This window comes from Candidatus Nitronauta litoralis (assembly GCA_015698285.1).
Taxonomy (GTDB): Bacteria; Nitrospinota; Nitrospinia; order Nitrospinales; family Nitrospinaceae; genus Nitronauta; species Nitronauta litoralis.
On sequence record CP048685.1, the window covers coordinates 3,707,697 to 3,734,478 of the forward strand.

General features: G+C 46.4%; 22 protein-coding genes and 1 pseudogene. 10 read left to right on the forward strand and 13 right to left on the reverse strand.

The window, feature by feature from the left end; genetic code table 11:
• Positions 1-29 precede the first annotated feature (29 nt).
• Both G3M70_17010 and G3M70_17015 read left to right on the forward strand, forming a co-directional pair.
• Positions 30-1,064 (forward strand): DUF58 domain-containing protein, encoded by a 1,035-nt coding sequence (locus G3M70_17010; protein ID QPJ63482.1) that lies wholly within the window; start codon positions 30-32, stop codon positions 1,062-1,064.
• Positions 1,061-1,612, forward strand: coding sequence for a molybdenum cofactor carrier protein (locus G3M70_17015; protein ID QPJ63483.1), 552 nt, complete (start codon positions 1,061-1,063; stop codon positions 1,610-1,612). The genes G3M70_17010 and G3M70_17015 overlap by 4 nt, the downstream gene beginning before the upstream one ends.
• A 7-nt stretch (positions 1,613-1,619) precedes the next feature.
• Here G3M70_17015 and G3M70_17020 read toward each other — a convergent pair whose 3' ends face one another.
• The 8 genes from G3M70_17020 to G3M70_17055 all read right to left on the reverse strand — a co-directional run bounded on the left by G3M70_17020 (position 1,620) and on the right by G3M70_17055 (position 8,655).
• Positions 1,620-2,168, reverse strand: coding sequence for a hypothetical protein (locus G3M70_17020; GenBank protein ID QPJ63484.1), 549 nt, complete (start codon positions 2,166-2,168; stop codon positions 1,620-1,622).
• 81 nt (positions 2,169-2,249) lie between these two features.
• Entirely contained in the window at positions 2,250-3,005 is a 756-nt protein-coding gene (locus G3M70_17025; GenBank protein QPJ63485.1) for an outer membrane lipoprotein-sorting protein, read from the reverse strand.
• Positions 3,002-4,303, reverse strand: a complete 1,302-nt coding sequence (locus G3M70_17030) for a hypothetical protein (GenBank protein QPJ63486.1) — start codon at positions 4,301-4,303, stop codon at positions 3,002-3,004. The genes G3M70_17025 and G3M70_17030 overlap by 4 nt, the downstream gene beginning before the upstream one ends.
• Positions 4,300-5,469 carry an ABC transporter permease gene (locus tag G3M70_17035; protein ID QPJ63487.1) on the reverse strand — a complete coding sequence of 390 codons (1,170 nt, stop codon included), beginning with the start codon at positions 5,467-5,469 and terminating at the stop codon, positions 4,300-4,302. The genes G3M70_17030 and G3M70_17035 overlap by 4 nt, the downstream gene beginning before the upstream one ends.
• Entirely contained in the window at positions 5,466-6,158 is a 693-nt protein-coding gene (locus G3M70_17040) for an ABC transporter ATP-binding protein (protein ID QPJ63861.1), read from the reverse strand. Before G3M70_17040 ends, G3M70_17035 begins: the two co-directional genes overlap by 4 nt.
• Positions 6,159-6,169: 11 nt before the next feature.
• The gene (locus tag G3M70_17045) at positions 6,170-7,297 is read right to left on the reverse strand and encodes a hypothetical protein (GenBank protein ID QPJ63488.1); all 1,128 of its coding nucleotides are present in this window, start codon (positions 7,295-7,297) and stop codon (positions 6,170-6,172) included.
• 64 nt (positions 7,298-7,361) lie between these two features.
• Positions 7,362-8,165, reverse strand: a complete 804-nt coding sequence (locus tag G3M70_17050; protein ID QPJ63489.1) for a hypothetical protein — start codon at positions 8,163-8,165, stop codon at positions 7,362-7,364.
• Positions 8,166-8,169: 4 nt separating this feature from the next.
• Positions 8,170-8,655 carry a TlpA family protein disulfide reductase gene (locus G3M70_17055; GenBank protein ID QPJ63490.1) on the reverse strand — a complete coding sequence of 162 codons (486 nt, stop codon included), beginning with the start codon at positions 8,653-8,655 and terminating at the stop codon, positions 8,170-8,172.
• Positions 8,656-9,034: 379 nt separating this feature from the next.
• On the opposite strand from G3M70_17055, the gene G3M70_17060 reads away from it, so the two are divergent.
• The 3 genes from G3M70_17060 to G3M70_17070 all read left to right on the forward strand — a co-directional run bounded on the left by G3M70_17060 (position 9,035) and on the right by G3M70_17070 (position 12,602).
• Positions 9,035-9,742 (forward strand): hypothetical protein, encoded by a 708-nt coding sequence (locus G3M70_17060; protein QPJ63491.1) that lies wholly within the window; start codon positions 9,035-9,037, stop codon positions 9,740-9,742.
• A 49-nt stretch (positions 9,743-9,791) separates the two neighbouring features.
• Positions 9,792-10,646 (forward strand): carboxypeptidase regulatory-like domain-containing protein, encoded by an 855-nt coding sequence (locus tag G3M70_17065; protein ID QPJ63492.1) that lies wholly within the window; start codon positions 9,792-9,794, stop codon positions 10,644-10,646.
• Between the two features lie 69 nt (positions 10,647-10,715).
• Positions 10,716-12,602: a c-type cytochrome gene (locus tag G3M70_17070; protein ID QPJ63493.1), complete on the forward strand. Its 1,887-nt coding sequence runs from the start codon at positions 10,716-10,718 to the stop codon at positions 12,600-12,602.
• A gap of 9 nt (positions 12,603-12,611) precedes the next feature.
• Here G3M70_17070 and G3M70_17075 read toward each other — a convergent pair whose 3' ends face one another.
• From G3M70_17075 to G3M70_17090, 4 genes and pseudogenes are all read right to left on the reverse strand, one after another.
• Positions 12,612-13,964, reverse strand: coding sequence for a c-type cytochrome (locus G3M70_17075; GenBank protein QPJ63494.1), 1,353 nt, complete (start codon positions 13,962-13,964; stop codon positions 12,612-12,614).
• Between the two features lie 149 nt (positions 13,965-14,113).
• The gene (locus tag G3M70_17080) at positions 14,114-14,923 is read right to left on the reverse strand and encodes a carboxypeptidase regulatory-like domain-containing protein (protein QPJ63495.1); all 810 of its coding nucleotides are present in this window, start codon (positions 14,921-14,923) and stop codon (positions 14,114-14,116) included.
• Between the two features lie 186 nt (positions 14,924-15,109).
• Positions 15,110-19,909, reverse strand: a pseudogene (locus G3M70_17085) (hypothetical protein).
• Between the two features lie 182 nt (positions 19,910-20,091).
• Positions 20,092-21,501 (reverse strand): PDZ domain-containing protein, encoded by a 1,410-nt coding sequence (locus G3M70_17090; GenBank protein ID QPJ63496.1) that lies wholly within the window; start codon positions 21,499-21,501, stop codon positions 20,092-20,094.
• Positions 21,502-22,006: 505 nt separating this feature from the next.
• On the opposite strand from G3M70_17090, the gene G3M70_17095 reads away from it, so the two are divergent.
• The 3 genes from G3M70_17095 to G3M70_17105 are packed head-to-tail and all read left to right on the forward strand — an operon-like array spanning position 22,007 to position 24,165.
• Positions 22,007-22,696 carry a phosphoadenylyl-sulfate reductase gene (locus G3M70_17095; GenBank protein ID QPJ63497.1) on the forward strand — a complete coding sequence of 230 codons (690 nt, stop codon included), beginning with the start codon at positions 22,007-22,009 and terminating at the stop codon, positions 22,694-22,696.
• Between the two features lie 12 nt (positions 22,697-22,708).
• Positions 22,709-23,359: an HD domain-containing protein gene (locus G3M70_17100; GenBank protein QPJ63498.1), complete on the forward strand. Its 651-nt coding sequence runs from the start codon at positions 22,709-22,711 to the stop codon at positions 23,357-23,359.
• Positions 23,338-24,165 carry an iron dicitrate transport regulator FecR gene (locus G3M70_17105; GenBank protein QPJ63499.1) on the forward strand — a complete coding sequence of 276 codons (828 nt, stop codon included), beginning with the start codon at positions 23,338-23,340 and terminating at the stop codon, positions 24,163-24,165. Before G3M70_17100 ends, G3M70_17105 begins: the two co-directional genes overlap by 22 nt.
• A gap of 13 nt (positions 24,166-24,178) precedes the next feature.
• On the opposite strand, the gene G3M70_17110 is transcribed toward G3M70_17105, so the two are convergent.
• Complete coding sequence (locus G3M70_17110; protein ID QPJ63500.1) at positions 24,179-25,168, reverse strand: zinc-binding alcohol dehydrogenase family protein; 990 nt, start codon at positions 25,166-25,168, stop codon at positions 24,179-24,181.
• 256 nt (positions 25,169-25,424) lie between these two features.
• On the opposite strand from G3M70_17110, the gene G3M70_17115 reads away from it, so the two are divergent.
• Both G3M70_17115 and G3M70_17120 read left to right on the forward strand, forming a co-directional pair.
• Positions 25,425-26,081, forward strand: coding sequence for a DUF1566 domain-containing protein (locus G3M70_17115; protein QPJ63501.1), 657 nt, complete (start codon positions 25,425-25,427; stop codon positions 26,079-26,081).
• Between the two features lie 290 nt (positions 26,082-26,371).
• Positions 26,372-26,764 (forward strand): CBS domain-containing protein, encoded by a 393-nt coding sequence (locus tag G3M70_17120; protein QPJ63502.1) that lies wholly within the window; start codon positions 26,372-26,374, stop codon positions 26,762-26,764.
• The last annotated feature ends 18 nt before the right edge of the window (positions 26,765-26,782 follow it).

Here is a 26,782-nt window from a genome sequence, read left to right on the forward strand (position 1 = left end):
GTAATCGACCAACCCTAAAATAGGGCACGATGACCTCAACACCGATTGAAGGCCCAAAGGAAACCAGTCCGTCACCTGAGCTTAAAAAGAACTCAAAACCGGTTTTTACTCTTACCCTGGCCAATCGAACACTGCAGCTCACTCGTGAAGGTGGCGGATTTGTTGTTCTGGTTCTGGGAATCGGGCTTGGTGCTATCAATACCGGCAACAATCTTCTGTACCTGATTCTAGCCATGTGCTGCAGCCTTATAGCTGTATCAGGAATTCTCTCCGAAACAATCCTTAAAAATATATCTGTCTCTGCAACTTCCCCGAGATCAATATATGCAGAGGACCCGACTTCACTTTTCCTGACAATTTCAAACAATAAAAAAATTTTCCCTTCATATTCAATACAATTTGATGCACCTGCAGAATTTAAAGGCAGGTTTGCCCTGGAGTCTCCACTTTATGTTTTACACCTGCCAGCAGGAAGTACGATTCAAAAATCCGTGAGACTGGTGGCATTTCATAGAGGAAAACAAACTCTCAACGCGATAAGAATATCAACCGGATTTCCGTTCGGATTTTTCATCAAGTCAAAAATTATTCCTCTAAACCTTGAAGTCATCGCCTACCCGGCAATTTATCAGATTGAACTTCCCGAGCCCAGTGAAATTGCGACTGATGGGGAGGGGTTGATAAAGCAAAGGGGCGATGATCTTTTGGCATTAAGAGAGTTTCAGACCGGTGATCCGCTTGACAATGTACACTGGAAATCGAGTGCAAAAACGGGAACTCTTCGTGTCAAGGAATTCGCTGCAGGAGGAAGAAATAGTTTCACCATTGTCCTCAACCTTGAAGCTCCTAAAACTGACAATGTTTTAACTCGGCAGGACGTTGAGGAAAAAATTAAAGAATCCGCTTCTTTAATCTTCCACCTTATTCAAAGAGGGGACGAGGTGAGTTTAAAAACCCAGAATTTTGAATCTGAATTTGGGAATTCACCTCAACATCTTGAGGCTTTAATGCGTTACCTGGCCCTGTTCGAAACCGCAAGCTCTCCTGAAACCATCCAGACATGACCCTGAAAGATATAATATTGGGTGTGATCGGATCTGGCACCGATCCCCAGGAAGAATATAGTGTCCCTCTCGGACAATGGATTGCCCGGCAGGGGTTCCATCTTGTTAACGGTGGTGGTGGAGGGACCATGGAAGCGGTAGCTCGAGGCTTTCAAAGTCACGAGGGGAAGTCAGGCCTCGTCCTCGGAATCCTGCCGGCAGCGAAACCTTGCACAACGATTGAAGAGAGAAAGGTCTATTCTCCTCAAACAGGTTACCCAAACCCGCATATAGATATCCCCATCCGGACGCACCTTCCTCTATCAGGCAACAGTGGACTGCAAACTGGCAGCCGAAATCATATTGTAGTCCTAACGGCTGACATAGTTGTTGCGTTACCCGGGTCGGAAGGAACCCGTTCCGAAATCCAGCTTTGCCTGGAATACAAAAAACCTCTTGTTATATTAAATACTGACGGAACCTGGAATGATTTTCAAAATACGGATGTGGCTATGGTTGATTCTCTGGACGAGGTGTATCAAAAAATAATTCAGTGGAAGGTTTCCTGATTTTTAATTAAAAAGCCTGCCAACCCGTAAGCGCATCTTCATCCGGGGCGCCATTTGTCATATCGTATTGATTAAAAAATGTTCTCCCAGACATATAGGCAACGATTGCTTCCTGCGGGATGCCTCCCTCTTTTATCCATTCTCTTTGTGTGGAGTATGGGCGATCAACTCCCGCCCTGTCAAACGTATCGTTAGCATCATAAAAATTACCTGTTTGAAGCGCCAACCTCGTTTCAATCTTGTAAAGATTGGTATTTAAAATTTGTTGGGCAAAAGTAGGATCGATCTTCTTTAACATCCCATAGGCACCGGTAGATAGCCATTGGCTATCGTGTTTCGTCATTTGTCCCGCTTGAGGGTGATTGGCAGCATAGGAATTATTGACATGCTCCATAAGCCCTATGGTTCCATCAGGGTTCCAGGGTTGAAAGCCTTGCGCACGTATCGCCGTTGGCCCTCTGGTATCCCAGCGATAGGTATAATCGGGTAAATGCTTACGATTAACAATCCTACCTATAATCCGCCTTTTTCTCTTAAGCCAATCCATTTTGGACATTTAAATCTCCTTTGTTTACAGGCTCGCGATTTCGGCTTATCCGTATAAGAGCAATTTTATTTTCAAATGAATCAATTAATCTTAACGTTTCAGTATACTTTGGGAAAAATATCTGCCCGGGATATCCACATCAAATTGGATGGAGTCAAACACGTACGTGGTTTTAGTATCGGTTTTTAAAAGATCACGGAACACCATTCGGCGTGGAAATAACCTTCCTTCAATTGGATGGTAATCCAGAAATTCTACAAGTTTTAAGGGTTTTCCACTTTTCGCATACCGGATTTCCTTCAGGACGACATACCGTTCTGGATCGGCCCAGACTTTACGTGTTTGATAGGTGCTGTCTTCCTTTTTCGCTTTCAGTTCAAGAATAGCAACTTGCTTGCCTTCAGCATCTTCGTAGCCTTCCAAAGTTGCCTGGTACGCCCGACTCACCTTGACATCCTCCATCATGTCTTCATAAGACAAATCACTGCCCATCATCGACTGCCTGAGAAGATGCCCTGAGATCAAAATTTTTCGATCTGTTTGTGGAGTGTAAAGCCAGAGTTTATTTTTAATCTTGAGCATTTTGGTACCACGTTCCCGCGCTGGTGATAAATAACGGCTGAATGATTTGGTCACTCCTTTCATCCAGGTTTCCTGCTTTAATTCCCTTACCCGTCGACCATTATCAATGATCAACCGCCCTTCAATATGTTTGGTATCGGACCACATATTGGCGTCAATTTCTTCAAGCAGTTTTTGTGCGTCTACTTCCTCTGCGCTGGAAAATCCTGGAATTAAGATCATGAACAACACAAGAGACATAGCAAAACGACAAAGCATATTCACCCCACTTCCAGTTCACGAAACAAACTGGCTTCTGACCGTTTGAATACAGAGAGCGATGCAATGAAAGTTCCAAAAACACTGGCAATGATTCCCGGAATTCCACCCCATAAAAGCCCTTCAATACTGACACGCCCCCTTGCGACATCGGACAACATCATCCCGGACTTAGCCATGGCATCTCCCATATCGACTCCCACTTCCTGCAGGTAATACAAGAATGCCCCTCCAACCATGCACCCTGCAATTGAACCCGCAACCCCAATAACCAGGGCCTCAACTGCCAGGCGGAAGACCAGGTCTCTGTGTGTTTCCCCAAGAGCCAGACGCAAACCCATTTCACCATGGCGATGGACACCATTGATCAATCCCGCATTCCACAATACAAGAGTCATCAAAAAAGCAAAAATCATGACATTAACACCACTGATCAATTCAAACTTTTCTACAAGAGGGCGAAGGTTGCGTTGATCCAGGATGCTGAGCACGATGGGTTCATCATCGCTGGCCCAGGAAGCAGGTGGGGACATTTTCCATTCGGGAAGTTTTTCCTGGAGACCTTGCTGAATCAGTGGATACTCCTGATAGGAAACAGAGGCGGGTAGATACCCGAGCCAGTCTGTGACCATGTCTTCCATGTAAAAAGTATGCTGGGCCCCGGTAATATCCATTAAGGCCATTTTCTGATCCATCGCTGCAATACCAAATTTGACGAACCCGACCACTGTATAATTGTCCATGGCCATACCACCATCAAAGGACTGTCCGAGCAGGGTCACTGTTTCGCCAATACCTACATCAAGGTTTTCCGCCAACCGGTAACCCACAATTAACTCTTTTGAATCAGTAGGCAGCCGCCCTTCCACAACTGATTTTTCAAGTTCGAGTCTTTCAAGTTCCGGGCTATCCGGATTGAGCATATCCAGGGCATAGCCGGAGACAGGTGTCTGGCTTTTGGTTTCGCCATTTTCATCAGGAACATCCATTAACGCCATCCAGCGGATCCTTGGCGACCAGGTAATTCGACTATCACCATTCTTTTTCAGCCAATCCAGTGTTTCCCTTTGCCCTGCCAAAGACCGGTCGATGGGGATAAGGTGTTCTTCTTCGTAGTAAGGTTTGTTCACAACGCGAATATGCCCGGTGTCGAGTTTGGAAGTCATATCCAGGATACTCATGCCAATTCCATCCATAAATCCGTATAGAGCCACGGTCAAAGACACACCAACGGTGACCACTAGAAATGGAAATAATGAGCGGGTTCGGTCACGAATCAACCCGAGGATAGCCCAGCGAATCATGTTATCCCTCTTCCCCTTAATGCGAGAGTGGGTTCCAATTTGGAAAGTCTCCGCACCGGCCACCAGGCAACTATCACCATCAGAAATACAATGACAGAAATAGTCGACACAATTTCCCTGACATTAAATTTCAAAAATATATTCTCTCGAACTGGTATCCCTGTTTCACTGAGATGGGAAACATCAAAACCGGTCGCTTGGAACCAAATAAAAAATGGGACTCCAAGAATCACCGCCATAAATACAGCTCCTATTGCAGCCAGACTACCTTCAAGTGTAAATAAACGGATAACCTGTTTGGGTGTCATCCCCATCGCCATCAAGGTTCCAATTTCCTTTTGTCTTTTAAATATATTGAGGTATTGGGCATTGAATACGCTAATCGCGGCCAACATTAGCAGTATGCCAATAATAAGACGGGTATTTCGTCGATCATTTTTTAGAAGCGCCAGTAAATCACGCATCAAGTAATCGACATCAATAAACTCGAGACCTTCCACATTTCCCTTTTGTTCGTCCACCACCACCCAGGTAATCTCTTTGTCGCGTTGGGTGATCTGTCTCAGATGATCCAACCTGAGCCAGGCCACGCCTTTATCAACACGGGGATTGACCAGGGGAATCACATCGACCACTTCCGTATCCAAGGCATCAACGGCTCCATGCTTGTCTCGCCATTTCATGACAACCTGATCACCCACATTTAATTTACTTTTTCTGGACATCTGTTTCCCAATGATAATTGGAACTATATCTTCAACAGGTTTAGACCACTCCTGTAATTTCGCCATGGGCAGATCCAAAAGTTTCTGCTCCATCTCCAAACCTCGCAGCTGAACGGGAAATAAACGGTTGTTGATAAACAACTGTCCCTGTTGAACCAGAACTTCCGCTTTTTGTTCATGAGCAAACTGACTTAAAGTTTCTGGAATCTTCCGCGTCAAGTCTTCCCAGTCCGTAGGTGACAGGATATCAAAACCGGGCACACGGTAATGCCCACCCCCAACATCGGTGATAGACAGGTTTTTAAGTGACTGGGCCTGGAATCCATTGAGCAGGGATAATGAAAAAATGGTGGCGATGATGATCAACGCCGTGACTGATACGTTCAGGATGGCACGCATCCCCTGGCCCAAAAAGTTTCTGTAAGCTACCTGGAAAATCATGTGGGCGCACTTTCAACCAAATGGTCAGAAATAACATAACCATCTTCCAGGCGAATTTCCCGGTTAACAAAACGATGAACTTTTTCATCATGAGTACTGAAAATGAATGCCGCCTTATAATCCCGGTTAAGCTGCTGCATCAGTTCCAGAATCATAAGGGAGTTTTCCTTATCCAGGTTGGCCGTCGGTTCATCGGCCAAAACAATATCGGGCTTTTTAATCAGAGCCCTGGCGATCGCAACGCGTTGACATTGGCCTCCGGAAAGCTCGGAGGGCTTTTTATGAGTTTCGGGCTCAAGACCCACCTGATGAATGATTTCCTTCACTCTCTCGCGAACTTTCGATTCCTTTTCATTGTTTAATAAAAGAGGGAATAAAATATTTTCAAATACTGTGTAAACCGGAAGCAGGTTGTAGGATTGAAAAATAAACCCAATATGCTGACGCCTGATTTCCGCCAGTTTTTCCCGACTCAACTCATCCAGACGGTAATCACGGAACATCACATGACCTTTTGTCGGCTTATCCAAACCACCCAAAAGGTTGAGCAATGTAGTTTTTCCAGAACCCGAGGGACCGACAAACGACATGAATGCCCCCGCCGGAATCTCCAGGGATACATTGTGCAATGCAGTAAAATCCTGATTCCCCACCCGGTACACTTTGCTGACGTGATCGATTTTTAGCATTGTCATTTTTTCTAGAAAAAAGTAATAAGAGTCATCCCGATTTTGCTTTCACCACCATTGGGAATCGGTGTCTTTCTAAACAAGCGACCGTTGCGTTCATTGCCTTCGATATTCCCTCCAATCTGCGCCTGCAGGTAGAGAAAGGTGGTCTCGGTCAAGGCGTATTCCACCTGGGGCACGAGTTGGAAACTTCGATCGACCAGATCAAAAAACATGAACATCCGCCAGACGGTGCTGATCCCGACAGGTTGATCCAGTTGAATTCCGAGTTGGTGCAGGGTCTGGTCGCCTTGTAGAAAATCAGTTCTCGTAAAGGCCGCTTCCTCTGTAATCAGCGAGTATTCGATCAACGCGTGCAATCCTTCACCAACATCGAACGTATAATCCATTCCAAATACAGAGTGCAAGCGAAGCGGTGAACCGCGTCCTCCCTGCTCAACGTCAATTCGACTTTCATTCCAGAACCCGACAACCTTTTCCCCTTTAAAATGAAAACCGAATTGGGCCAGTTCCAGATTGAAATTAGGCAAAAAAGATTTGTTGGAAACCGGTTTGTATTGGGCTGCAACACCGACTTCCAGCATACCCCATTGGGTCTCTCCCCGAATACCGGAAATCATTCTGCTATCAATTCCCGAAGGAACCAGCCAACCCTCCACCAGAGATTCGTCATCTGGAAACCAGGTACCTCTTATCCCATCCGCTCCAAATGTCTGAGGGATAATCCCTGAAATAACCCGGCCATCGAAAAACCCCAGGGGGCGAAACAACATTCCAGATCCAAACAGAATTTGTTGACGCCCTCCCCTGAGCTTCACATTACCGCGATCGATTCTCGCCCAGGCTCTGAAAAAATCAGCTTCAATTTCTTCCCCAATACCCGCCTGCTCAAGTGCCCCGCCTTCATGCCGAATGTCGCCTATGATTTCATAGTCGAGTACCCATTCCTCACTCTCCACAGCTGTACCCAGGACTCCAATTCTGAGTTCAGCTTCACGGTCTGTATGGGAAAAATTGTCTGGAGGTTCAAATGTGAGGGTGCCACCGATTCGGGTACGACCTTCAAAATTGTAATCAAACCCCAGGGTGATTGCGGGCCATATCAAAACCACAAAAAATAAGACAATACGGAGTGTCATTGCAGGAAAACCCGGGAAAGGAATGAGCACCCAAATGGTGGTAACTCACTCCAATTGAAAAGCATCAAATAGGGAGCCAGCGTTCACTTACGATATGCCAGTCACCGTTTTCAAGACGCCAGACAATTGTTTTGTGACCGACATCGGAAAATCTGCTGGATTTAAACTTTTGGATAAAACGCATCTCCACCTCTTGCCCGTCAGGTAATATCTGAACCTCAGCCACATCAATCAATATTCTTCCCTTCCGGGATAAAGCTTTGGCTCTTAATCTTTCCCAGGCTTGAAACGATTTGGCTCCAGAATCAAAACTGCTTGAGTAAAACTGGAGATAGGCCGACAAATCCTTTGCTTGCCAGGCTTTCTTCCACTCCATGAAGCGAGCCACCACCCGGTCGACAGCATCGATTTCAAAGTCATCATCGGAGTTATCTGTTTCAGTGCTTGAAGACTCCAAAATCTCTTCGGATTTTGGCCCTGGAACTTCCTTAAGTTGACGGGGCTCAGCCAATTCAACAGGCTTTTGTTTACCCTTTAGCGTTAAAAGGACCAGAGGAGACAGTTCTTCTTCCTCTTTTAATTTGAGAGAGACTTCCCGGGCTTCCTCCCAATTTGCGTATGGACCGATCCGAACCTTAAACCATCGCTCACCGTCTTCATGGTTTAGAAAAACCGGGTAGCCCCTGGACTTCCATTTTTTGATTGAATTGTTCGCGTTTGATTCTATTGAAAATGCATTTAACTGAACCACATAGTTACCTGCAGGGTTTGACAATTCTGAAGCATTGACCACAAACCAGTTTCCACCCAATACCACCGCAGAGAAAACCAGAAAAAATAAAATCTTAAATTTAAACTTAACTTTCAATGCTTTATATCAACTTCTTAATGTAGGAGATTAATTGATCAGCGCTCACTCCCGGAGACCGGGCTTTCAGCTTTCCATCTTTGTCGATAATGAGAACTGTAGGCATATCCCTCTGAATATAAGCTTCATGAACAGTTTGTTTGGGATCCAGGAGATAGGGAAAATTGACCGCTTCAGGGAATTTTCCAAGGTAATCTTCCACTGCGTTTTTTGAGTCGCCACTAGTGTTGATTCCCAAAATTACCAATTTATCTTCAGGAATCGCTTTCCTGATCTTATTAAACTCCAGAGCCTGGTTCATACATGGCACACATATATGAAACATCCCTACCAGTACTACTTTTCCCCTGTGCTGTTCAAGAGAAACCGGCTGACCGGAAATTGCTACGAGGTTAAAACCTGGAGCGGGATCTCCTTCTTTAGGCGCTGAAGCAAGAACCGGTGCAGCCAAAAAAAACGAAAGGAGAACGATGGCTATTGTATTTTTCATTCTTATACCCCCAAAAAAAATGAATAATTTATTATCCTGAACTCTCTATTCTAGAGCAGGCGTCTACATGTTTACCAATTTTCAGAGTAAAGCATCCAACAAAATTCAGCACATTAGATGTGGTCTATTTCTTCAAAAATAAAACCACTCACTTTAATTTTATGACAATTTTTTTCTATTAAAAACCCGTTCATGAAATTTGGAGCCCAAATAAAGTCGTTTTTGTTGGACCACTCACTACCTTTTCCGATTTTTTTCAATTGTTAAAATCCTTTAATCTTAAGCTTTTAGAGGTCGGATTCGATTCAAAGTCTTACTTGAACTGGTATTTTATTTAAGCTACTATTAAAAATTAATGGCTCATTTTTTAGAGAAAATAATGAAATTAATTCCAACATTGATTACGTCCACATTCCTGATTTTGGCTTTCACAACTATCTCCCAGGCAGCACCCGTTAAGGGGACTATAACCTACAAGGGTACTGTCCCTGAGCCAGTCGTGACAAAAACCGGAAAGTATAAAAAAGTATGTGGAGCAACATTTACGGATGAATCCCTGCTTGTAGAAAAAAACGGGGTCCAGAATGTAGTAGCCTGGCTATCAGGAAAAGATGCCAAAAAGAAATTAAAAGGCAAACCGGGAACTTTTACCCTTGACCAGAAAAAATGCCGTTATGAACCCCATGTTACGGTTATGTCTAAGGGATCCGAGTTGAAAATCCTTACAAGCGACCCGATCAACCATAATATCCACACATATTCCTTTGACAATGATCCAATCAATATCATGTTCACTCCTGGGCAGGACCATGTTCAGGAGTTTGAAGAACCGGAACCGGTGAAAGTGGAATGTGACCTACATGGGTGGATGAAAGCCTGGGTTTTCGTCACCCCGAACAATTATTATTCCCTGTCTACGGTTGGGGGGAGCTTTGAAATCCCAGACGTGCCAAAAGGTAAATACACTTTGAATTTCTGGCATGAAAAACTTGGAGAAATGAGTCAAAAGATCGTTGTGGGAGACGAGCCTCTGGAAATAAATGTCGAGTTTCCAGATTTAAACCCAAAGGTTTCCCAAAAAAAATGAGCGACTGCCAGGAGTAGTTGCCCACACTATCATCACGGGAGTTTTATAAATGAAAAAACTGGCATTCACGACAACCTGGCTTTCTATATTCCTGACAACGGTGTTGTGTTCTCAGATTCTTGCCTATCAAGAAATCGAAGTTAAAAACGGAGGCACCATCCAAGGGAAGGCTTTCCTTACGGGCAAAAACCCACCTCCCAGAATATTTCATCTGGTGTTATACCCTAATCTGGATATGTGTGCAGAGGTTGAACAGGACGAAGAAACTAAAACTGATGATGAATTAAACCGTGTGATGTATGACTTCCTTGAGGATAGCGACCGTGGCCTGCGCGATGTGGTTGTGACCCTGGAAAAAGTTGAAGCTGGAAAGCCCTTTAATGACAAGCCAATAATGATTCGGTCCGAAAACTGTAAGTTCTACCCGACAGTCAATATCATTCGGCAGGGAGCCGTTTTCCATGTGGACAATGTTGATGCGGTAATGCATAACAGCCAGGTTTATCAGGCGGAGCGCGGGAAGATCATCCTCAACATTCCCATCCCGGCAGAACAGGTTTCCGACGGTCATGTGACGTTTGAAAAAAACTACAAACTGATGCAGATGATCTGCGGTATGCATGAGTTTATGCAAACCTGGGGATACAGGGTTGAAAACCCCTATTACTTCAAAACAGGCGTTGATGGATCCTTTAAAATTGACAACATCCCTCCGGGAAAATACAAAGTCAATGCCTGGCATTTCTTGATGAAACTCGAAAGTCAAATGGTCACAGTACCTGAAAACGGTACCGTAGATATAAAATTTGAATTTGACGGGGGCCAGATTGAACGCTCACTATATGAAACCATCAAATCAGGGCGAATCAAAAAAGATGCCCGGGTTCCAGGATCCATTCATTAAGCGATGTTGAGGTCCCCGACCAAAAAGCATAAAGCCCTATTGGCAAAGCTCTGGCAAGGATGCCTGCTGTTGCCTCTAATAGTCTGCATTTTCCAAAGCACATCTGTTTGGGCTTTCAATCCTCCTGGCCCTGAGGATGTACCGACCTCGATAAACGTTAAAGGAAAGCAATACGATTTAAAAAGCCTTTCCAACCCCTTCTGGAAGGATGCCGCAAAGATCCCGGAAATTATCAAGCAGGGATCTGAGCTTTATTTCAAACATTGCGTTCTTTGCCACGGTGACCTTTTAAATGGCAAAGGGGTATTTTCAAACCGGTTTTCTCCGGCCCCTGCAAATTTTCATAAACAAGGGTCTGTTTTTGACAGACCGGAAGGATACACCTTCTGGCGAATCATGAAGGGAGGCCCTGGTCTTCCTAAAAAATATGAGCCTTGGAACTCCGCCATGCCTGCCTGGGAAGGAGTGCTTAGCGAAGAAGAAGTCTGGAAACTGATTCTGTTTTTATTTGATGAAGTCGCCAGGCCCCTGACACCTGAAACTCCTCAGGAAGCTTCCCTGGAAAGGGGACAGGTGGTTTACGAAGACAAATGTGCCGTGTGCCATGGTTTGGATGGCAAAGCAGATACCCCTCCAGCAAGTTTGATGAGTCCGCGGCCGCGAAACCTCATCAAAGGACATTACAAACTGCGCTCCACCCCATTCGGGAAAATCCCCACAGACCCGGATCTACACGACATGTTGGTCCGAGGATATCCTGAAACCACCATGCCTTCATGGCGGCACTTGCCAAAAGTTGATCTCGACAGCCTGGTTCTGTATTTGAAGGAACTTGGAAAGAAAAAATTTGATCGCGCCAAACGAAAGAAAAAATTTCCCGCTCCCATTATTGTACCGCCTGCTCCCCCCTTCACTTTGGAAAGCCAGGAAAGGGGGCGTGAACTGTTTGTGCAAAATTGTTCCGGATGCCATGGTGTCGAGGGACGGGGCGATGGAGATTCGACAAAAAAAATTGTTAATCTCGCAAGCGATGCGATTCGACCAAGAAACCTGACCAAGCCTTGGACATTCCGTCGAGGTTCAAGACGCGAAGACCTTTTTCTTACCTTGAGAACCGGCCTATCCACAACAGCCATGCCCCGGTTCTCTGATCGAATTCACCCAGACAAAAATATATGGGACCTGGTCAATTACATCTCAACGTTATCGCTTCTGGAAAAACCCAGGATATCCAATAATTTAAAAATGACTCGGGTTGATGGAGCTCTCCCTGAAAACCCTGACGACCCGGCCTGGAACAAAGTCGACAGTTTCTTCGTTCCACTGAGCCCACAAATCATGCAGGGGAACATTAAAACATTCACCACTACAGATAGTCTTTGGGTACAGGCTCTCCATAATGGTAATGAAATGGCCATCAGGGTCCGATGGGATGACCCAACCTTTGATCCTATCCTGAAGAAATCGATTAAGGTTGTCGAATCACCACCACCCCCTCTTCCCGAGCACCTGCGGGTCATGGAGGGTGAGGAAGATGAAGAACCACCCCCACCTTTGGAACCTGCAGCTCACCCGGACATGCTGGCCATACAACTTGCAGGCCCCGGGTCTTCCATGGATGACTTGCCTTACTTCCTGAATGGAGATGCCAACCATCCTGTTACACTCTGGAAATGGCAATCCCACCCAAATAGAACCGATCAGGTTTCAGTCGCCGGCCTGGGAAATGAAACACCAATCACAAACACCTCAGCCTTAATTTCAAACGCACAATTTCAGTACGGACAATACACGCTGGTAATAAAGAAAACTCTCGACAAGGGAGAGGGCTCCGATGGAGCTCCATTGAAATCCGGAGGAACCATTCCGGTCGCATTCAATGCCTGGGATGGAGGAGAAGAAGAGACCGGCGACAAGCGTTCCGTATCAAACTGGTATTATCTGAAAGTTGAATAAGACAACCTGCTACTGAAGCTGCGGCAGGGTGAGACTGGTCAGGTAAGCTAGCAAATTCTGGATCTCTTCCTTCGATAAAATATCTTTAAAGTTACCGGGCATAATGGAAATTTTTTGCATCTTGAATTTCTTGATCAGAGATTTTTCAACATGCAGCGGTTTTCCTTCCTTGTCAATAATATCCAAAGACTGATCATCTTCATTGACCTTGATACCAGTCAAAAACTTTCCTTCTTTGGTCAAAATCAGTACTGAAGCATACCCTACAGTAATTACCGCTTTAGGATTTAAAATTGATTCAAGTAGAAACTCTTTGGTACGGCTGGTGCCAACCAGACTGAGGTCTGGCCCCACTTTCCCACCTTCACCCTTTACCGTATGGCATTTGGCACAGTTAGCTGTTCCTTCCATATCAAAAAACAGGGCCTTGCCCGCCACCGCATCGCCCTCGGCTTCCAGAAATGGCTTCCATTCATCGAGGACAATTTGTTTCACCTCCTGCACGGTTTCCCTTTCACTTTCCTCTTCTTCGTCGTCTTCTTCCTCTTCATCATCCTCACCTTCCTCCTCTTCTTCTATTCCCTTTAAATTCTGGAGGAAAGCAACAAGAGCCCTCGCCTGTTTTTCACTAACTCCCAGGTTTGGCATACGCGTTTTGGGTTTCGCATGCTGCGGGTTTTTTATCCAGACATACAACCATTCCGGCTTATATAGGTAATGCGCCCGGGTTAGCTCAGGGCCAACTCTTCCCCCCTCATCAGCAATACTATGACAGGCTATACAAGCCAACTTGTCCCGAAACAGACTTTCACCATCTTTGACTAATGCACTTGATGATCCCTCATTTTTATACCATTTGATAAAACTTCTCAGGGACTCGCCCGTTTCCGGGGGAATTTTCGGACGATTAACTTTGGTGTCTGGGGGAAGAGAAACGGGGTGCTGTTTGTCCTCTGCAAGCAATCGGATATAGGCTACAAGAGACCAGATCTCTTTTTCGGAAAGGGTTCGGCCAAAATTTGGCATCAGGTAAGATCTTTTGGCTGCACGCCCCCCTTTGGAAATGACTTTGAATAACTTTTTGTTGGAACGTTTAGAGACAAATGAATTATCGGAGAGCTCTGCAGGATCTTTTTCAAGGTTCTCTGCGTTGAAACCATCACCCTCCCCACTAACACCGTGGCAATGGGCACAATAATGAAGGTACAAAGGCTCACCCGCCATGGCCAATTCAGAAAACTCAACATCTTCAGCACTTTCATGACCACCAGCGAAAACAAATGCTACGGGAACACTGGCGAAACAAAGGACTGAAATAAAAAGTATTTTAAGTATAACCCTGAGTTTTTCTAAATTTATCATTGATCATGCTTAGTTTTTATTTTGGGCAAATCATAACCTAAAATGGCAATGGATTCATTAAAAGATTAATGGAATCATCGGTCGAAGTAAAAAGCAAAAAAAAAAACGGCACCGGAACCGAAGTCCCAGTGCCGTTTTGAAAAAACGATTTACTTGGCAGCGAGCTCGAAATTCTGAGCTGCATCTGCGCCGCCGGCAACAGTCACTTCAGAAGTCACTTCGCCAACATATGGATGCCATGCCGTTACTTTATACTTACCTGCAGGAACATTGGTCAGTTTGAATGCACCGTCAGCACCGGTCACCATGTAATAAGGATTCCAGACAACACGTGCATCCGCTTCCATGAAGTTGTGCTGGTCGCACTGCAGGAAGAAATGATCGTCTTTGAGACGTTTCAGATTCTTCGTTACGTTAGCAACATCGCCTTTGCTTGGCAGAGGCTTGTTGAACAGGGTCTTGCGGTTTGCACCTTTCACTGCATAACCATGTGGGTTGTGCAGGATGTCAGGATCCTGGTTGGTGATAGAAACGTTCACGAAATCCTTTGCCATTTCTTTCTTTTCAGTTTTGCGAACTACAGCAATTTTCGGGAAAATATCGCAGGTTTTGAAATCAAAATTCTGGCCCTTGTATTCCCAGGCTTTACCTTCTTTGATGTCTTCAATAAAGACAACAGCACCCTGTAGCTTGCCACCTTCCGCGGTGACTTTAGTACGCGGACGAATTCCGCCTTCTTTAGTATCAGGATGTGTAGCGCAGAACTCAACATTTTTACCTTTGTTCAGATCTTCCATAATGGGTGGAGGTGGGTCACCTTTCAAGGTTACAACACCACTGATGCTGCCACCACCACTTACCGTTCCAGCTTTATACTTTTTCTTTTTAGCCAAGCTGTCGGTAGCGCCCATAAAAAGGGCCAGTGCCGCAACCATACAAATTGCAGTAAACTTTCTCATTCCTTTTTTCCTCCTAGTGATTAAAAAAACAAAGGACAACTAAACCTCAATTTCTTGAGATAGAAACGCGAGTTAAAATGCAAGGGCGGCCTATAATAACAGAACTGGATACCGGTGTAAAGAAAAGGGCCCCGGCCAAAAGACCGGAGCCCCCCCTTTATATATAACCTATTATCAATCAATAACTTACTTCATTGATAACCGGTCATCTTGTGGTTCAGCCTGAGCGGACTTTCCAGAAGGAGTCGCGCCGCCCAGAGGCAGAATGGACCTATCGCCCTTCGGCAGAACCTTGAAATACCCCCACTGCCCTGCCTGCTGGTAAGGCGTGCGGGCGTTCAACCAGAGGTAGGTTCCGGGAACATTATAGGTTCCGCCGGCTCCTGTCCTCAGGTGAGCAACAAGGGATTCACCTGCACCAAACTGATGAACGTCAATCATATCAGATCCTTCTTGATCCATATGACGCCGCCATTGATGTCCGTCCAGGTTGAACATCTGATTCTGCTCATTGTGGACACCAAAAAAGGTGATCATCACCTGGTCTCCAGCATGAGCTTTCAAGGTTGGCGTAGCCGGCATGCTGTCCGCTGCAACACAAGGTGTGAAGATGTTACCCAGTTCACAACCTTCGTCTTCGCGGTACACCCACGGCTCCAGCCGGTAATTCACGCCTGTCAGACCTGCAACGTTCTGCAGGTAAGGCATGAAGGACGTTCCAAGGATGTTGTCCTCGTCCTGGAAGTACAGGGCAAAACTACGATAATTTTCGTATTCCTGGTTTTCAGGATAGGACTTGTCAACGATAACGTCGGCTTTCCAGGAATTGCCCATCGAAATATCTTTACCCGTTTCCGGATCACGATAGACAGAGCCCCGTGGGCCAATGATGATACCGCCGAACAAACCATTGCGAACATTCTTCGTCAGGTCGCCAAAATCCCAGACCAAGGCACCATTTACTTTAAAACCTGGATGCGCATACAAGGTATAGGTTTTGGACTTACCCGGTGCAACCGTCTGGTCGCCTGGGTTATTCCCGACGTTGATGCCCTGGCTGTCCTTGGGATCAAACGCCATGTTGGTTACATGAAAAGAAGCATTTCCTTTTTTCATGCGATTGGTCAGTTTGATTTTCACACAATCACCGATATTGACGTGAAGTGTCAGCGGATGAGGATGAACTTCACCAGCCGCTACTTTCGCCACTTCGTTTTCAAGTGCGAAAATCTTACCTTCAGGGTTAGCCAAAATCAGCTTACGCTCAAAGTCAACTTCGATCACGTCTTCCGTGTTCGGGTTGAACTTAAGCGCCTTGTCGATAGCAACCACACTGAACTCTTTCAAAGGTGCACCCTTTTCGCACGGCGATTTTTTAGCCGGGAGAATTCCGCGGGTCCCTTCGAGGGGTTTCAGGTCTTTTTGTGGTTTATCAAAAACCCGGAAGATCGTCCAAGACCCTTCTGATAGATGGGAGGACCGACCGTTATAGATAAGATAATCACCAGGCATCTGCTGGTAGCCTCCTGCCGTGGTGGCCAGGTCATAACGCTCAGCAATACCAATGTGAATAGTATTGGTCACACGAGAATCAATGTCATACCGTTCAGGGCGATAACCATGACCGGAAACAACAAACGTGTGGGTTTCATTCTGCATGCCGTGCAACAGACGGAACACCACGTTGTCACCCAGATACGCCCGAAGCATCGGAGTATCAGGATCGCGGTGTGCCTTACTGCTGAACAATACAGATGGATCAGGATTAGCTTTCAAGCGAGACGCAAGAGACGCCGCGCGAAAGTTCAATCCACCCCCTGTGGTATGAGTTCCACCGTTGAGATAGGGGAACGCCACATTCAGCATGTCGGTTGGCATCTGGAAGGAAATTGACTGACCCGCCGCAATTGCATTTTCACGCGACATGCCAGGAGGATTCCCTTCCGTTACAACCTGTGCAGTATGAGGAACTGTGTCATGGAGCTGAACAACCAGTTCACGGAAACTTCCGTTCCGCCCATAGGCGATCGGCTCTGTTCCGTGAATGTCAGCAACAGGACCACTGCGGATCAACTCTCCAGTTTTCGGATCATGATAAGTCGAGCCCCAGGGCTCTACGATCGTGGATCCGATACCGCCGTGCGGCCAGGTCGTGGCACCAAAAGCGTGATCGTGCCAGAACACCAATCCGAGATCAGCGTCCACCCACCAGCGATAACGAACAAATTCAGCCGTAACAATCTGACCCGCTTTATGCGGATGCGTCATGCCTTCGGTAAATGTGATCGTGTATTTATGATCTTTCGCTGTGTTAGGTGCAGGCTCAATCTTTTCGATCCACCGTGCATCCTTACCGTTGGGAACTTCAATACCCACGATAATGTCAGCACCTTCATGGAACATGGTGGCATGGTGCGCCAGCTCAACCTTTACCGTTTTGTCGCCAGGTTTGGTGTCTTCCAGAACCTTGGCGTTCATCGGTACCGGCATGCCAACGTGATGGCCATCCTTTTGCTTCTTGGTAAACTGCTTGTATGAACGCATGGACTGATCATAAGAAAAGCCCGTGATAACGCCATCCGAAGACTGGTTATCAAACTGAAAGAAATGCGGATGGATGTTGACCTTCGACATCTGGAAGTTTGTGAAGTCATCATCATCCCATTCACTGGAAAGCAACACGTCAACGCAGTCATAAACGTTGGCACGAATTACCAGTGGAATCGCTTTCTTCGGATCAGCTTTTACTTCAGCCATGTCTTCATCGATGACATAGATCAAGCCGTACTTATCAATAATTGGCTTGGTCTCACCATACGCTCCGGAAAGCTCGATCGGAGTGTTGATGAAATGCAGGTTGTACTGCTTACGACCTGCACCAGGAGGACAAAGACTCCATCGGCCATGCTCACCCGGTTTAGCGGGCGCGCTACTTTCTATGTTAGGACCTGAACGACCACTACCGGATTCTGTCTTGGTGATGATGTCCGGATCAGGTTTAAGGTGGAAAGGTTCAAGCCAGGGTGCTCCACCGTGATGCCGTGCAAACGGAACGCGTTTACCAAAGTGCGGCGTCAGGTGAGGCCAGGCCAGTTTTCCGTTGACTGGATGGAACTGCAACGGATGCCGCTTCCAGGGATGCGGAGATTTGTACTTCGGGTTTTTAATGGTTGACTCACGTTCGGACAAAGCAAGGTTTTTGTCCTTGGCATCCCAAGTCCAGTCGATAACCGTACCATCGTAAGACTTGATCTGCTCAACTTCGTCATCCGAATGTCCCGGAAGACCCGCCGGAGGCAGCATATACTTGACCCAGTCGTGAATATTCACAACCGGTACTTCCTTGGTCCAGTCGCTGGCACCATCGCCCGTAACCTGAAAGCGTTTACCGTACCAGTTCATCTTCTTGCCAACCAGATCGGTCGAATGCACACCCTTGGGGATATACCCTTTACGGTCTGGCAGTTCAAGCAACGGACGCATCACATCTGTGCTGCCAAATGGATAGTTTCCATCCTGCAGGGTGTTGTATACGCGCCAGTAACCCCACATGCCCGCAACATAGTGATGCGCTACGTGACAATGGAACAGGAAGTCACCTGCCAGCTTCTGACAAAGACCGGAACCGCATTCGGTTTCCAGGTCAATCGCTTCGGCTGGGCCAATAACCTGAACGTCTACACGGTCAGTAGTGGTGCGAACAACAGGGTATTTAACAGGACCATCGTAAGCCGCAGTCAACAGGTTTTCGATGCCTGGCTCTCGCTTTGGAGAACGGGTCCAACGAATCGTACCGCCATGTGGATGATGAGAATGGAACACTTCACCACCACCATGGATCAGGCGAAATTTCGCAGGGTCACCAAGGTAAGACCGTGGAATGGTCGTTGGAGCATCCGCAAAGGTATAGGAGCTGTACCCCAATGACTCATCTTCAAAGTGAAATATTTTTTCCTGAGTCGCCAGGTTATTAATACCAAAAGGTTCAGAGCGGTAATTTAGCGCCCGGGCAGATGGACGATAGGAGTCGGTCTGCGGGTCACGCTGTGGAATCATCTCTCCATGACGATTGAGGGGACGAAAAGATTCATCACCCACTTCATGATAGAACAAGACAAATTCCCTGAAATCCTTTGCATCATCGTGAACGATCATAGCTTCCCAACCATTTTTCAGTTCACCACCGGTAAACGGGTCGAGATATTTTGAACCGCGGGGCTCAACCATGAACGCACCAATGAGACCCAGTGAGGATGGATCTCGACCGGCATGGCTCATAATCAGATGGCCGCCTTCCTGTTCATCAATTGGAATGTACCATTCAAAGTTCTGGGTCTCACCGGCAGGGATGATCGCGCCGGGTGTAGCCGCAGTGTCCGGAAGCCCGGAGTCACTGATGATCATGGCAGAACCATTGACCTGAAAACCCACCGATTCATCTTCAACTTGATTGGTGACTTTAAAGCGAATGCAGTCACCCTGATTACCACGAATGGCAAGAGGCTGAATTGCATCACCCTGAAGACCTGTGGAAACAGCACCAGGGTCCAAGGCATCTTCACGAGCCGCAGCATTTCTTTCTTCTTCAGCGCGCACCCGAGGAATATCTTCTGTGAGGACAAACATATAGCCTGGATAGTAGTCACCCCACTGGTTCAATGTGATTTCCACATTGATCGCAGTGATGTCGTATGACTTTGTTTCTACACCGGCAGGGCAATGGCCTCCCTGTTCGACCTTGGCTGCTGCTTCAGCCGTTGGCCCCAACAGGAAACCATTCTGCAACTGGTGAGAGGTCCAGGAATCATGGAAACCACCGCCAGCAGATGCTGGTGAGGCGTGTTCTTTCATTTTTCCTTTGAGGCGATCCATCAAAGACATAAATGTCTTGTCAAGACGTTCCTGATCGCCTTCTTTACCTTCCATCATTTCTTCGTACTTCACCTGGTTTTCAAGCTTCTCCAACCAGGCAGGACGATCCACCGCAGAGTTGTGGTGGTGTCCGCTTTCGGGACCTGTGCCTGGCGCAAAGGCCATGGCGGTCCCGGCACTCACACCGAGAAATAGCAGGCTTGCTGCAAATGCCTGCGATAAAACTTTTCTGCTTTCAGCCATTTTTGAACCTCCTGGGATTTTTAGGCTAATGCAATTTTTAAAACAAGGTCTCCTTACGGGTTGGCCGGACCACTTGGAGACAAGGATCCCACGGTACTCTGCAAAGTTAATCTTATTGTTTCTTTCATCCTCACAATGAGAAGAAACAAAGGTTGGCTGTCAGGTTTTGATTCCAAAATAGAATTAAAATCCTCTGTTTTAAGGATTTTCCGTCCATTGACCGCAGTGATCACATCTCCCCTTTGCAAGCCTCCCTTTTGGGCGGCTCCATTGGGTTGCACTGTAGTCACAACCACCCCATTAATTTCTGCAAGATTAAACGATTTTCTGGTGTCTTCGTCCAATCCTTCCACCGTGAAACCCAAGGGCCGAGGTCTTTCCGGTTCCAGTTTTGCAATTTGAACCGGATCCTCGAACCGCTTGGCCAAAAGAACGGTCATCGTTTTCACTTTCCCGTCCCTTAATATATCGACATTAACTGTTTGACCGGGAGTGATGCTCCCAATCAAGCGAATCATTTTACTGGGTGAATCCACCCTTGATCCGCCAATTTTCAGAATAATGTCTCCAACTTTGATTCCCGCTTTCGCGGCAGGTTGACCGTCAAAAACTGAATTGACGACAACCCCTTTTACTTTTTTGTATTTTGACTTTCGTTTGAGCTCGTCGGTAATAAAATCGATCCCAACACCCATCCATCCCCGTCTCACCTCACCATTTTCTATAAGTTGCCCTGTTACAAACTTAACCGTATTGGATGGAATGGAAAAACCGATTCCCTGAGCATAATTAATGATCGCTGTATTAATCCCGATTACTTCTCCTTGAATATTAAATAGCGGCCCACCGCTGTTGCCTGGGTTAATAGAAGCATCGGTCTGAATAAAGTCTTCGTATTGCGAGATGTTGACGTTTTCCCGGTTAAGACCACTGATGATTCCAAACGTGAATGTATCGTTCAGCCCGTATGGGTTTCCGATTGCTATGGCAAACTGGCCTACACGAAGTTTTGAAGAGTCTCCAAGCTGAACTTCAGGAAGGTCTCCTTCTTTTTCCACCTTGATTACTGCAAGGTCCGTATCCTCGTCGTATCCCAGAGTGTTGCCGACTAACTCTTTACCCCCGTAAAGCGTTATCGTAACTTTTTCTGCCTTGCGAACTACATGGCTGTTGGTGACTACATAGCCTTCGGCTCCGTCAATGATCACTCCTGCACCGGCATTGGTTGCCCGCTGCTTCAATTCCCCTTTTCTACCAATCGAAGGTGAGGGAGGAACATATGGAGAAATGTTAACGACAGCGGGCAATGTCCTTTCGGCCAAAGCCACCATTCCCGCTTCAAGTTTCAACAGGTCTGCCAGCCCATTTAATCCCTGGCTGGAATCCGCTCTGGCCGAAATCCCGAAAAGCAGGAAACCTGCGGCCAGAAAAGAAACTGAAATGTAACGAAGAAAAATCCTCATAGCCCCTTTAACATCCTGAAAATGGCATGCGGTAAGCTCGGTTTCAGCAACAAGTAATGGTGATAAAACCTTTCACTGCTTTATTGCCTTATTTCCGAATTAAGGTTGAATACCAAACTGACATTGCCTTGAATTTGGCAAAATTAATTGAATATTACCTTAATCTGAGCTTCGGAGCGACAGAACCTGCCGTTTCAAATGACAGGACCTGATAACCTGATTTAGCCTTTAAAAACGACCCACTGAGAGGTGTCACTGTGCAGCTTATTATCACTAAAACGAACAAAACCAATAAGTTAACTTGATTTTACCCTTTTTAGGAAGTTCCTGTTCAACCCTAAGTAGTTATCCAAAGGCCATTCTATTTAAATAAAATGTTGAATCTTGTCAAGGTAAAAAGGCTCTTGTAATAGATGGAAAAACCTTGTTAAATATGGTATTTACGCGGTTTCGAGAACATAAGTTCAACCCTTTCAAGCATTTTTTTGAAAATAAACGGAAAAAAATGGAATATTCTGAAATTGAGAAAAAAACGGCACAGGAAATTCTGAATACAGCTTCTAGGGAGTTCGGAAAAGAAGTCGGTCTGGCCTCCAGCTTTGGTCTGGAGGATATGGTATTGATCGATATGGTCTCCAAACTTGAAAACCCTATCATGGTCTTTACCCTGGACACCGGTCGGCTACACGAGGAAACTTACGAAACCATGGAAAAGGTTCGATCCCGATACGGGCTTGAAATCATCACCTATTTCCCAGACCGCGAAGCTACCGAGGCTCTTGTTCGAGAAAAGGGTTTTTACTCCTTCAGAGAAAATGTGGACAACCGCAAGGAATGCTGCCGAATAAGAAAGGTAGAGCCGCTTGGACGAGCCTTACAAAATTTAAAGGCGTGGGTAACGGGCATGAGACGTGAACAAAATGTCACCCGAACCCAGATTGAGAAAATACACCCGGATGAAGCACATCCCGGCCTGGTAAAAATAAATCCCCTTGCAGATTGGACCGAACAGGAAGTGAAGGACTATATTGAAGAGTACAAGGTCCCCATCAACCCGCTTCACCAACGTGATTTTCCCAGCATAGGCTGCTCACCCTGTACCCGCCCCATTCAGCCAGGAGAAGACATTCGTGCGGGGAGATGGTGGTGGGAAAACCCTGAACACAAAGAGTGCGGCTTGCACCGCCCCCGCTAACCCCTGCTTTTCATGACACAACCGGCAATCGAAAAAGCCCGTGATTTTGCCAAAAGCCATTTCGCGGAAGATAGTTCCGGGCATGACTGGTGGCATGTCCACCGCGTCTGGAACACTTCTATTTCGCTCGCTGAAAGCGAAGGTGCCGACCGGACTATTGTCGAGATTGCTGCTCTTCTTCATGATGTTGCCGACTGGAAACTTTCTGAAGACGGCGAAGAAGCTGGGATGAAAAAAATCAGGGCTCTGCTCGAAAAGGAAATGAAATCTCACGAGGTGGATCATGTTTGCAACATCGTGGAGAACATTTCGTATAAAGGTGCCGGCGTGTCCACCCCAATGGCTACTCTGGAAGGAAAAGTCGTCCAGGATGCGGATCGTCTGGATGCTATCGGAGCGGTTGGTATCGCCCGCGCATTTGCCTACGGAGGAAATCGCAACCGCTTGATCCACGATCCGGAAAAACCGCCAGTCATGCACGAAGATTTTGAAGCTTACAAGAAAAACAAAGGGGCCTCCATCAATCATTTTTACGAAAAGCTACTTCTGCTAAAAGATCGAATGAACACCAATTCAGGACGCAAGATGGCAGTCGAACGTCACCAGTTCATGGAAGCTTACCTGGAGCAGTTTTTTAAAGAATGGAATGGAGGTGTCCGGTGATTGAGCAATGTGCTGACATGATTGCGAACGCCGAACGGGTTCTGTTTCTTACCAGCGCCGGCATGAGTGCCGATTCTGGAATCCCAACATTCCGCGACAAAGCAGGTTACTGGAAAAACTTTCCTCCGTTTAAAAAAAAAGGTCTGGAGGCTCAAGAGCTGGCAAGCCCCTGGGCTTTTCAGAATGTTCTTCCCCACGCCTGGGCCTTTTACGAATGGCGCCGCCGTAACGCCCACGAAAACCGACCCCACACGGGTTATGAAATTATCAATCAATGGATCGACCACCGTTTTGATGATGCCTTTATCCACACAACCAATACTGACGGGTATCACATTATTTCTGGAGTTCCACGTAACAAAGTGATGGAGGTACATGGTTCCATGTGGAGGCTTCAATGCCTTTCTCCTTGTTCCCGTGAGTTTTGGGATGATTCTTCGGTTCCTTTATGTGATTTGGATTACGACCGGATGGAAGCATCGAATTATCCAAGGTGCCCAAACTGCGCCGGGATTGCCCGGCCTCATATTCTTATGTTCGGTGATTGGGATTATGTCGGCCACGAAAAACAGGAAGAAAACTTCGCCCGTTTTACCCGTAAGGCTGTGGACCTGGTATTTCTGGTTGGAAGTTCGGGCGGTGTTCCCACCAACGATTACATCGCCCTTCAATACAAGCAGGGTGGCGTACCAGTGATTAATATCAATCTGGATGCTGCCGCTAATGGAATTGTAAACACAGAATACCTGCTTACGCTCAAGGGAAAAGAGGCCTTTGAGCAGCTGGACGCTGCCCTTCCCTCTTAATCTCTTTTTTACCCTATTGAATCATCACGATCTTTCCAAAGTGCTGATGGGCTTCCATAGTTGCCTGAGCTGCACCTGCATCAGGAAACGGAATAGTTTTCGCGACAGGCACTTCGATGAGTTTCTCCTCAATTAAAGGATAAATTTCGGACCAGACCTCCTGCATGGCTTCCGGGTCGGCAAGATTTTTCAGTACTACATAGCCATGGACCCTTGTTTGTTGGAAAAGAAAGGTCGGCGACAGGGAAAACCCGCTTCCCATCAGGTTTCCGTATACAACATAGGTTCCATCCATCGCCATCAGTTCAAGCAGTGATTCTGCCAAAGGTCCCTGCACCGGATCGAAAACATAATTCACACCTTCATCGCCCAGGCAGCTTGAGACCTTTTCGCAAATTTCTTTCGGATCCTTTCCAACAACCACTTCGCATCCTAAAGCCCGAACCTGATCGACTTTGTTTTCATCCCGCGTAGTACCGACTACTCTAAGGCCCTTCATCCTGGCCAGTTGCATTGCCGCAATTCCCACAGCACCGGTGCAAGCGGTCACCACAATATTTCCTGTTTCAGGCAATGGAGAGTGACAAACCATCGCGTCGTAGGCAGTCAACAATGCCATCGGCAAGGATGCCGCCTGGGCAAAATCCAGGTGAGCGGGAATTTTTAAAACCTTGCTTTCATCAACTAAAATATGACTGGCGTATGTACCCTGTCCCGCTTGCAGATAGGAGTCAATATCAAACACGGCGACACGATCGCCGGGTCGCGTAGACAATACGCTCCCTCCCACTCCCTCAACAATACCTGCCCCCTCAGCCCCTAACACCATCCCCTCATCCAATGAGACAGCCCAATCCCCCCTACGGATCATTACTTCCGACCAGTTCAAACCTGTAGCCTTCAGATCGATCAGAACCTGTTTCTCTTCAGGCAGAGGAGTTGGAGTTTCAACCGTTTGAAAAGACTCAGCACTACCTGTTCCTGTCACGATAATTGATTTCATATATTTCTTTCTCCATCCCTTCAAGTTCTCCAGGCATCTCCGCCAGCCAGGAAATACGATTTTAATCTCCACGAATTTTGTAGTATTCTTCAATTATTACAATCACTACTTGGGATCGTAAGGAGAACGGCTCAAGAGTGTTTATGGGGGGGAATCAAGATTCTTTTCGACCTGCCGTTCTGTTTGCATAAAAATAACCGGCCGGCAAATTTTTAACACCCCCCATATTAGATTAACGATCCCCATGGAGTCCATCATGCGCAAGGTTCTTTTTACCATTCTTTTGTGGTTGATCACCACAAACCCTCTCTATGCCATCGATCTGGATAAAGCGGACTGTAAAAAGCAGGAAGACATTTGTAGCCTAATGAAAACCCAAAGCCACTTTGCCATTCTCGATAAATGTCCAGGTGCCGGGCCCATGCTGCTTGAATGTAAAAAAACATCCTCAGCAAAGCTCGAATCCTTGCCAGAACCAGAATTTGTGGCTAATGAAGACGGGACCATTACCGATACCGTGAACAAACTGGTCTGGATGAAAACAGGGGTCAACAAAAAGTTTTCCCTGAAAATGGCAGATGAACACGCTATAAACTCAGAAGAAGCCGGTGTCTCAGGGTGGAGAGTTCCCACCTTGAAAGAGCTCTCTTCACTTCTCCAAAACCAAAAGGCCCAAAACGCGAGGGGAAAAACCAGTTGGATTCATCCCTTGTTTGATGATACCGGGGAATACTATTACTGGACCACCACTTCCTGTGAAGATATTTCTGAAATCACAGACAGGTATCAGAAAAAGACTTGCCAGCAGGGTGCTGCAGCCGGCTGGTTAATCAATTTCAAGGCCGGCGCCATCATCTGGCATTTTGTCGATTCCAAAAAGTTCTACGCCTGGCTGGTCCGGGACCTCGAATAAAAACAATACATTTGCCAAACTCCTGAGTTCCAGCCATCAGAAAAGTATTTTTCTGGGCTTGCCGGAAAACACCTGTTTTCCGGCATTTTTTTGATCTTTCCGACTTTCTCCGAACCCCTCTTACCCCTCGAGTCATCAAATTCAATAGAACATTAATGTTCCTGAAGAAATTTTAATTCCAGGGGGTCTAATTTTATAGCTTTCGGCTATCGATGGTCTTGGTGTTAATTGCCGAAACACTTTTTGGGGTCAGTTGGAGCCCCTTGGAAAAACAATTTAGGAGGTGGACCGTGGAAGAAATCGGCGAATTCATGACATCCCCTGTATTAAGGATTGAGGCTGAGGATTCAGCACAGGATGCAGCAGCCTTCATGGAAGGGAACCATGTGGGTTCCCTGATTGTTCAGGACGTAGGCGACGACATTGGAATTATTACAGAAAGGGATTTGAGTACCAAGGTTGTGGCTGCCGGGAAAGATCCTCTTGATGTAAAAATCAGGGATATCATGACTACCCCGGTCTTAACAATGGACCGATATTTACCTGTTGAAGAAGCCAACCGGTACATGCTGGAAAATAAAATCAGACACCTGGCAATAACGGAAGAGGACCGTATTGTCGGTATCCTCTCTGTCAAGGATTTGATCAAGTTTTACTCCAAGCAATTCAGAATGCAGGAATAATTTTTTGTTTTCTGTGGT

Bases quoted from the DNA above. Each gene is read 5' to 3' on its own strand.
- G3M70_17010 (QPJ63482.1), top strand. From the start codon at position 30: ATGACCTCAACACCGATTGAAGGCCCAAAGGAAACCAGTCCGTCACCT.
- G3M70_17015 (QPJ63483.1), top strand. From the start codon at position 1,061: ATGACCCTGAAAGATATAATATTGGGTGTGATCGGATCTGGCACCGAT.
- G3M70_17020 (QPJ63484.1), bottom strand. From the start codon at position 2,168: ATGTCCAAAATGGATTGGCTTAAGAGAAAAAGGCGGATTATAGGTAGG.
- G3M70_17030 (QPJ63486.1), bottom strand. From the start codon at position 4,303: ATGATTCGCTGGGCTATCCTCGGGTTGATTCGTGACCGAACCCGCTCA.
- G3M70_17035 (QPJ63487.1), bottom strand. From the start codon at position 5,469: ATGATTTTCCAGGTAGCTTACAGAAACTTTTTGGGCCAGGGGATGCGT.
- G3M70_17040 (QPJ63861.1), bottom strand. From the start codon at position 6,158: ATGCTAAAAATCGATCACGTCAGCAAAGTGTACCGGGTGGGGAATCAG.
- G3M70_17045 (QPJ63488.1), bottom strand. From the start codon at position 7,297: ATGACACTCCGTATTGTCTTATTTTTTGTGGTTTTGATATGGCCCGCA.
- G3M70_17055 (QPJ63490.1), bottom strand. From the start codon at position 8,655: ATGAAAAATACAATAGCCATCGTTCTCCTTTCGTTTTTTTTGGCTGCA.
- G3M70_17060 (QPJ63491.1), top strand. From the start codon at position 9,035: ATGAAATTAATTCCAACATTGATTACGTCCACATTCCTGATTTTGGCT.
- G3M70_17065 (QPJ63492.1), top strand. From the start codon at position 9,792: ATGAAAAAACTGGCATTCACGACAACCTGGCTTTCTATATTCCTGACA.
- G3M70_17075 (QPJ63494.1), bottom strand. From the start codon at position 13,964: ATGATAAATTTAGAAAAACTCAGGGTTATACTTAAAATACTTTTTATT.
- G3M70_17080 (QPJ63495.1), bottom strand. From the start codon at position 14,923: ATGAGAAAGTTTACTGCAATTTGTATGGTTGCGGCACTGGCCCTTTTT.
- G3M70_17090 (QPJ63496.1), bottom strand. From the start codon at position 21,501: ATGAGGATTTTTCTTCGTTACATTTCAGTTTCTTTTCTGGCCGCAGGT.
- G3M70_17095 (QPJ63497.1), top strand. From the start codon at position 22,007: ATGGAATATTCTGAAATTGAGAAAAAAACGGCACAGGAAATTCTGAAT.
- G3M70_17100 (QPJ63498.1), top strand. From the start codon at position 22,709: ATGACACAACCGGCAATCGAAAAAGCCCGTGATTTTGCCAAAAGCCAT.
- G3M70_17105 (QPJ63499.1), top strand. From the start codon at position 23,338: ATGGAATGGAGGTGTCCGGTGATTGAGCAATGTGCTGACATGATTGCG.
- G3M70_17110 (QPJ63500.1), bottom strand. From the start codon at position 25,168: ATGAAATCAATTATCGTGACAGGAACAGGTAGTGCTGAGTCTTTTCAA.
- G3M70_17115 (QPJ63501.1), top strand. From the start codon at position 25,425: ATGCGCAAGGTTCTTTTTACCATTCTTTTGTGGTTGATCACCACAAAC.